Source organism: Streptomyces aurantiacus (genome assembly GCF_001418335.1).
Taxonomy (GTDB): Bacteria; Actinomycetota; Actinomycetes; order Streptomycetales; family Streptomycetaceae; genus Streptomyces; species Streptomyces aurantiacus.
In genome coordinates this window covers 22,098-28,972 of sequence record NZ_LIPP01000038.1, presented here as the reverse complement: position 1 = coordinate 28,972, position 6,875 = coordinate 22,098, and the positions used below count along the sequence as shown (strand labels likewise).

Below are 6,875 nucleotides of genomic sequence, written 5' to 3'. Positions count from 1 at the left end.
AATCGGTCGACCAGAAGATCGGCCAGCCTGCCGTACATCACGCTCGTCACAGGTGCTCCTTCCCTCGTACTCAGACCTGGTCCAGGTCCGGCCACGTCAGTACGGCCGACCCCCATGTGAGCCCGCCGCCGAACGCGGTGAGCAGCGTCCGCCCGCCCGGCCGCAACGTGCCGTCGGCATGCGCGTGGTCGAGCGCGAGCGGGATGGAGGCCGCCGCGGTGTTGCCGACCTCGGCGATGTTGCTGACGCAGCGGCCCCTGGCGATCCCGAGGTCGTCGGCGACGTGGTTGGTGATCCGGAGGTTCGCCTGATGGCTCACCAGATGGTCGACCTGCTGCGCCTGCCAGCCCGCTCGCACGAGGACCGCGCGGGCCGACCCGGTCATCCGCTGTACCGCGTGCCGGAAGACCTCCTTGCCCGACATGGCGAAGTACCGGTCGTCCGGCGCCGGCTCGGTCCCCGACAGACGCTGGCGCGATCCGCCCGCGGGCACCGTGATCAGGTCCTCACCCTCTCCGTCGCTCCCGAGGTCGAACGGGCCGAGCGCGCCGGGCTCCGCCGGGTCGCCCGAGCGCAGTACGACGGCTCCGGCGCCGTCGCCGAAGATCACGGCGGTGGACCGGTCCCGGGGGTTGAGCAGGGTGGAGAACGTCTCCGCGCCGATGAGCAGCACCCGGTCGGCGACCCGGGCGGAGATGAGCCCCGCCGCGGTCGCCAGTCCGTACACGAACCCGGTGCAGACGGCGGACACGTCGTAGGCGGCCGTTCCCCGCATCCCGAGCCGGGCGGCCACCACCGGCGCGGTCGCCGGACAGGGGCGGTCCGGTGTGGTCGTGGCGACGAGCACGACGTCCACGGTGGAGACGCCCGCGCACTTCAGGGCCTTCTCGCCGGCCCCGGCAGCCAGGTCGGAGGTCGCCGTTCCCCGGTCCGCGAAGTACCGCTGCCCGATACCTGTGCGTGAGCGGATCCATTCCTCCGAACTGCCGAGGTCTGCGGCGAGTTCGTCGTTCGGGACGGCCCTGAACGGCAGGCAGCTGCCGACCCCCGAGAGCACGGCGGCCCGGCTCATCGGACACCGTCCTGGCCTTGGCTCCGGCCTGGGACCTGGCCTTGGGCCCGAGATGTCGGTCGGTCGCGACGACGTGCAACCACGTACATGCTCCTCGTCTCCCGGACGGCCGGCGGTGATGTCCTAGTGCCGCGACAGGCAACGTTCGCCCCGTCGCGACGCCCGGCACGCCCTCTCGCCGCACCGGCCGAAATCCCGAGTACGTCCAGTACGAGGGCTTCCGGCCGGCACACCGAGAGCACGCACCGGACGCCGCTCCTCGACGGGCAAACGTTGCCTGCCGCGGCACTGGCCGAGTCTGGTCCGAGGTGCTGACCGATGACTGACGAGGCGCTGACGGATGGCTGACGCCGCGAACAGCCCCTGTACGTCACGGAGTTCGGCGCCGACCGCGTCAGCGTGCCGCGCCGGCTGCGTCAGCGCGACGTCAGCCATCGGTCAGCGGGCGGTCAGTCCGTACCCCCACACTCGACGACGAACAGCGAAGAGCCGGACACGTGCACACCGCCGGCCGTGGGCTCGTCCGCCGAGCCCGGGGCCGGGCCGCCGGAAGGGTAGGGCGCATCGCATGAGCGTGATGTACGGCAGGCTGGTCGATCTTCTGGTCGACCGATTCGAGGTGGACCGTGCGGAGATCGGCCCCGACACCACGTTCGAGGACCTCGACATGGACTCCCTGTTCCTCGTCGAACTCCTCCTCGTCATCCACTCCGACTTCGGCGTCCACGTCCACGACGACGCCGCGTCCCCCGGAGACACGATCACGCAGGTCGCCGACCTGATCGAACGCCTCGCGTCCGCCCAGGCGTCGGCATGACCACGCCCACCGCCCGCACGGCCCCCTCGCCGCCCATCGCGGTGACGGGTGTCGGTCTGGTCACCTCCGTCGGCATCGGCGCCGACGACACCTGGCAGGGTGTGTGCGCGGGCCGGTCCCCGGCCGCCAGGAACCCGCTGCTGGCCGGACTGCCCGTGGACATCTCCTGCACCGTGCCCGGCTTCTGTGCCCGGGAGCACGTGGGCAGGCGCAGCTCCCTCGCGCACGACCGCTTCAGTCAGCTCTGCATCACCGCGGCACGTGAGGCGGTCGCCGACGCGGGCCTTGATCCCCGTACCTGGGACGGCGTGCGCGTCGGGGTCGTCGTCGGATGTGGCCTCGGTGGTGTGGCGACCTGGGAGACCCAGCACAGGCGCATGCTCGAAAAGGGCCCCGAAGCGGTCTCCGCCCTGCTGATCCCGATGCTCGTGCCCAACATGGCCGCCGGACACCTGGCGATGGATCTGCGGGCCAGGGGTCCGAACCTCGTCACGGCGACGGCCTGCGCCTCCGGCGCCACGGCGATCGGCACGGCCCTGCACCTGCTGCGCGACGGAAGCTGCGACGTGGTCGTCGCCGGGGGCGCCGAGGCCGGGGTCAGTCCGCTGATGGTGACCGGCTTCGCCCAGATGGGCGCGCTCTCCCGGCGACTCGACGAACCGGCCGCCGCGTCCCGTCCGTTCGACGCGGACCGGGACGGGTTCGTCATCGGCGAGGGCAGCGGCATGCTCGTCCTGGAACGCGAGGCGGACGCACGGGCCCGCCGGGCGAGGGTCCGGGCGAAGGTCGCAGGATACGGGGCCTCCGCCGATGCCTACCACATGACGGCCCCGGACCCGGAGGGCGCCGGGGTGCTGCAAGCGCTGCGTACCGCCCTGGCGGGAGCGGGAGTCGTGCCCGAGGAGGTCGACCACGTCAACGCGCACGGCACGTCCACACCGCTCAACGACGCCGCGGAGGGCAGAGCGCTGCGCAAGCTCCTCGGCGAGGGCGCCGCGGTCACCTCCACCAAGGGAGTGACCGGCCACACGCTGGGAGCCGCCGGCGCGATCGAAGCCGCGCTGACCGTGCTGACCGTCGAGAACGGCACGATCCCCCCGACCGCCAACCTCGAACGGCAGGACCCCGAGATCGAGTTGGACATCGTCGCCGGATCACCCCGCGAGCGGAAGGTGGAGGTCGCGGTGAGCAACTCGTTCGGCTTCGGCGGCCAGAACGCGGTCCTGGTCATCACGGCCGCGTGAACCGGCTGGATCCCGTCCGAAAAAGCCCCGGCCACGCGGCCACGACACCGGAAGACTCCGTCAGGTGACCAAACGAGACCTGATCCTTCAGCGCACAGTGGGCGTTCTCTACGTCATCGCCGGCATCGGCAAGTTCTTCCCCGAGATCGAGTCGGTCGAGGAACGCCTCGACGGGGCCGCGGACGGCAACGACGGCGTCGCCGTCCTCGGTGCCTTCACCGAATGGCTCGCCGAACACCCCACCGGGGTCACCGTGTTCGTCGCGGCGGCGATGGCCGTCAGCGGTGTCGTCCTCGTCCTCGACCGGAGCCTGGTCGTCGCCGCGCTCTACGGCCAACTGCTCATGCTGGTCTGTCTGGTCGTCATCCTGGTCAGCAGCGTGCCGCAGATCCTCGTGCTCGACGCCGCGTTCTTCGCCGCGGCCGGCTACCTCCTCGTGCGGCACCGACGACGCACGCCGCCCCCGTCCGCCACCGCCCCCGCGCGTGCCGGGACGGACAACCAGAGCTAAGGGCCATGCCATGTCCTTCACCGTTCCGCACGCCGCACTCGCCCAGCTCGACGACCAGGTTCAGGCCGCACTCAGGACCATGGACGACCGCGCCCTCGACGTGCTCGGATACGGCGAGGTCAGCCTGGTGCTGAAGCTGTCGACGGGGGACGGGTCGTTCGCGTGCAAGCGCCTGCCGGTGTTCCCCGACCTCGGACGCTTCGAGCGCTACGCGAAGGGCCTGCGGGAGTATCTGAGGAGGCTCGGGGACAAAGGCCTCGACGTCGCCGACACCGAACTGTGGCACACCCGGCTGCCGTCGGGGCAGATCACGGCCTACTGCGTGCAGCGCGAGCTGCCGTCGCACCGGCTGTGCTCCAGGCTCCTGCACACCGAGGACGACATCTGGGTCAAGGACTTCTTCTCCCGGTTCCTCGACCAGGTCGGCCGTGTCGTGGAGCCCACCCTCGGTCTGGACGCACAGGCCACCAACTGGATGGACGTCGGCGGCGAGCTGGTGTACCTCGACGTCACGACCCCGCTCATGCGGGACACCCGCAACCGCGAACAGCTGGACGTGCGGCTCTTCTTCAGCTCGCTGCCCTGGTTCCTGCGGGACGCCGTCCGTGTCTCGATGAGCAAGTCGATCTTCGACAAGTTCTACGACACCCGTGGTGTCCTTCTCGACTTCCTCGGCAATCTCCACAAGGAACGGCTGCACGCCCTCGTCCCGGCGTTCCTGGAACAGGCCAACGCCCGCCTGCCCCGGCCGATCACCGCGGAGGAAGTGGCCGCGTACTACCGTGACGACGCCCGGATGTGGGAACTCATCCAGCGCCTGCGCCAGGCCGACCGGTTCTGGCACCACAGGATCAGGCGCCGCACCTACCCGTTCCTGCTGCCCCCGCGCGTGGACCGCTGAAGGCAGGCCGTCCATGACGGTCACCTTGCCGGACCGCGCAGCGGCACGCAGCCTCGACGACAGCATGGCGCTCGATCCCAACCGTCCCCTGTACGTCAGCCACGCCCGCGGCCCCCTGACGATCGCCGTGGTGTCGATCGCCTGGCTGCGCGGGCGCGACGAGGCGGACCGCGCGACGATCGAAGCCCGGCATCTCAGTGCCGCCGAGATCCCCCAGGCGGCCCGACTACGCCTGCGCAAGCGGCGGTTGGAATGGCTGGCGGGGCGCCTGGCCATCAAGCACAGCGTGTGCGCCTACCAACAGCGGCATGCCGGCACGTCGACGCGCCCCCGCGACATCACGGTCGGTGTCGTCCCGGACGGGCTCCGCGCAGGGAAGCCCTTCGTCGACGCCCGTGTGGAGGTCGGCCTGTCCCACTCGGTCGACTTCGCCGTGGCCGTGTGCGGGCCGCGCGCCGTAGGGATCGACGTGGAGCGCGTCCGCCAGGTGGCACCGCCGCTCGCGGAGCTGCTCACGCTTCCCCCGGAGGTCGCGGCGGACCCCCGGCTCGGGGGAGTGGGCGCCATGCCGCTGCCCCTGCGATGGGCCTGCAAGGAGGCGGTCCTCAAACACTTCGGATTCGGCCTGCGCGTCGACAGCCGGGAGGTGCGGCTCACTCAGTGGTGGCCCGACGGCCGGTTCGTATGGCGGGCGGGGCCGCAGCTCCGCCGTCTCGCACCCGCGGCCGACGGCATCCGTTTCGACAGCTGGGCCCGGGAAGTCGACGGGTACGCCCTGGCGCTCGTATGGCAGTAGGGAGACCGGACACCATGACCAGCTCACCCACCTCGACGCATCGGACACCTTCCGCGGAACGCCGGTCGCCCTTCGAGGCCGCCCTGCGTGAGGCAGCCGACATCGCGGCACTCAGCCCGTCGTCGCACAACTGCCAGCCCTGGGGCGTCGCCTGGCCTGTCAGCAGTGGTGTACGGCAGGCGGCGGCACGGCGCGTCGACGAGGCCCGCGGCGGCGGCACTTCGGCTGAGAGCATCTCTGACGGCTCTGACGGCTCTGACGGCTCTGACGGCTGCGACGGCTCCAGCCGGTCCGAGTACGTGGTCCTGGCCCTCGACCGGGAGCGTGAGCTCACCTCCCTGCCCGCGCACGCCGTCGAGATGCAGCTCAGCTGCGGCGCGTACCTCCAGATCCTGCTGCGTTCCCTGGCTCTCCTGGGATGGTCGACGGACGGCATCGGTTTCGTCGAACCGCGCCCGGGCGAGCAGGAGCGTGGGCGCAGCGACTTCCATCGCCGGCTCGGCGACACCTGGCCGGCGTCGTGGTCACCCCTGTGCGCCGTCCGCCTGCGCCGCACGGGCCCACCCTCCGGCGCTCTCGCCGAACTCCGGCGTACCGCCCGGGCCCGGGTGACCAACCGCGCGCCCTACCGCACCGAAGCAGTCGAACCAGCCGTGCTGGCCGGCCTCCGCGCGCCGTCGGCAGGCGTCGCCGAGGGCGCGGAGGTCACCGTCCGGCATCTCGTCGCCGACAGCGAGCGCGCGGTCTTCGCCGACGTCGTGGCCCGCCACGGCGGACGGGACTTCAGCCATCGGCAGGCGTGGCGCGAAACGCACTCGTTCCTGCGGCGGAACGAGGCCGAGGCCGCGGCACAGGGCGACGGCTTCGCCCTCAGCCAGCTGTTCGGGCCGATGTCGGGGCCCCGTCGGCTCGCCCTGCGCACCGCGCTGGCTCCGACCACGATGCGAGTGCTCCGGTACGCGGGTTACCACCGCGTGCTCGCCCGCCAACTCGCTCGCGTCGTACGGCCGACGCCCGTCGTCGTCGCCATGAGTTTCGCCGACTCGGTTCCCGGCCTGGAAGCCACCGTCCGCGGTGGAGCGCACCTGGCCGAATACTGGATGCGTGCCACGGACGCGGGGCTTGCGCTGCACCCCGTCAGCGTCGTCCTGCAGCACGACGACGTACGAACGGAACTGCAGGACCGGCTCGGACTGCCGGGCCGTACTTTCTTCGTGAGCCGATTGGGGCGTTCTCTCACGGAATTTCCGCCATCGCGGCGCCGGATTGCTTCCTCTGCCGTACGGCCGATCTGACCCCACGTCAATAAGTCGTCTGTGAAATCCTCCCCAACGCTGTCGGTCCGGTGCGACCAATTCCGGACGCTTAAGCCGAGGGTTACTCCGGGGTAAAAGTCTTCAGGGTCCCAAAAGCCAGTGAGGGCACGTCAGTTGTGTTACCCTGCATATGCCATGCGGCCTCGATGTTGCGAGACCGATAAGCAGCGAGGGTCTCCTGGAACACGCAGGGTCGCGTCTATCTCGGGGGAGGAACG

The 6,875-nt window shown here is 70.9% G+C and carries 7 protein-coding genes; 6 read left to right on the top strand and 1 reads right to left on the bottom strand.

Annotated elements, in window-relative coordinates:
• Positions 1–70: 70 nt before the first annotated feature.
• Complete coding sequence (locus AOK01_RS06550; protein ID WP_055509392.1) at positions 71–1,072, bottom strand: beta-ketoacyl-ACP synthase III; 1,002 nt, start codon at positions 1,070–1,072, stop codon at positions 71–73.
• A gap of 568 nt (positions 1,073–1,640) precedes the next feature.
• On the opposite strand from AOK01_RS06550, the gene AOK01_RS06545 reads away from it, so the two are divergent.
• The 6 genes from AOK01_RS06545 (at position 1,641) to AOK01_RS06520 (ending at position 6,636) form a co-directional block, all read left to right on the top strand.
• On the top strand, positions 1,641–1,889 hold the full coding sequence (locus tag AOK01_RS06545) for an acyl carrier protein (RefSeq protein WP_055509390.1): 249 nt from the start codon (positions 1,641–1,643) through the stop codon (positions 1,887–1,889).
• Positions 1,886–3,133: a beta-ketoacyl-[acyl-carrier-protein] synthase family protein gene (locus AOK01_RS06540; RefSeq protein WP_055509388.1), complete on the top strand. Its 1,248-nt coding sequence runs from the start codon at positions 1,886–1,888 to the stop codon at positions 3,131–3,133. The genes AOK01_RS06545 and AOK01_RS06540 overlap by 4 nt, the downstream gene beginning before the upstream one ends.
• 64 nt (positions 3,134–3,197) lie before the next feature.
• Positions 3,198–3,644: a DUF6041 domain-containing protein gene (locus tag AOK01_RS06535; protein ID WP_055509386.1), complete on the top strand. Its 447-nt coding sequence runs from the start codon at positions 3,198–3,200 to the stop codon at positions 3,642–3,644.
• 10 nt (positions 3,645–3,654) lie between these two features.
• On the top strand, positions 3,655–4,545 hold the full coding sequence (locus AOK01_RS06530) for a DUF6206 family protein (protein WP_055509384.1): 891 nt from the start codon (positions 3,655–3,657) through the stop codon (positions 4,543–4,545).
• 13 nt (positions 4,546–4,558) lie between these two features.
• Positions 4,559–5,341 carry a 4'-phosphopantetheinyl transferase family protein gene (locus tag AOK01_RS06525; RefSeq protein ID WP_055509381.1) on the top strand — a complete coding sequence of 261 codons (783 nt, stop codon included), beginning with the start codon at positions 4,559–4,561 and terminating at the stop codon, positions 5,339–5,341.
• 14 nt (positions 5,342–5,355) lie between these two features.
• The gene (locus AOK01_RS06520) at positions 5,356–6,636 is read left to right on the top strand and encodes a nitroreductase family protein (protein WP_055509379.1); all 1,281 of its coding nucleotides are present in this window, start codon (positions 5,356–5,358) and stop codon (positions 6,634–6,636) included.
• The last annotated feature ends 239 nt before the right edge of the window (positions 6,637–6,875 follow it).

What these genes read in the sequence shown, in the direction of transcription:
- AOK01_RS06550 (WP_055509392.1), bottom strand. Translation starts at nt 1,072, where the DNA reads ATGAGCCGGGCCGCCGTGCTCTCGGGGGTCGGCAGCTGCCTGCCGTTC.
- AOK01_RS06525 (WP_055509381.1), top strand. Translation starts at nt 4,559, where the DNA reads ATGACGGTCACCTTGCCGGACCGCGCAGCGGCACGCAGCCTCGACGAC.
- AOK01_RS06520 (WP_055509379.1), top strand. Translation starts at nt 5,356, where the DNA reads ATGACCAGCTCACCCACCTCGACGCATCGGACACCTTCCGCGGAACGC.
- AOK01_RS06540 (WP_055509388.1), top strand. Translation starts at nt 1,886, where the DNA reads ATGACCACGCCCACCGCCCGCACGGCCCCCTCGCCGCCCATCGCGGTG.
- AOK01_RS06530 (WP_055509384.1), top strand. Translation starts at nt 3,655, where the DNA reads ATGTCCTTCACCGTTCCGCACGCCGCACTCGCCCAGCTCGACGACCAG.
- AOK01_RS06545 (WP_055509390.1), top strand. Translation starts at nt 1,641, where the DNA reads ATGAGCGTGATGTACGGCAGGCTGGTCGATCTTCTGGTCGACCGATTC.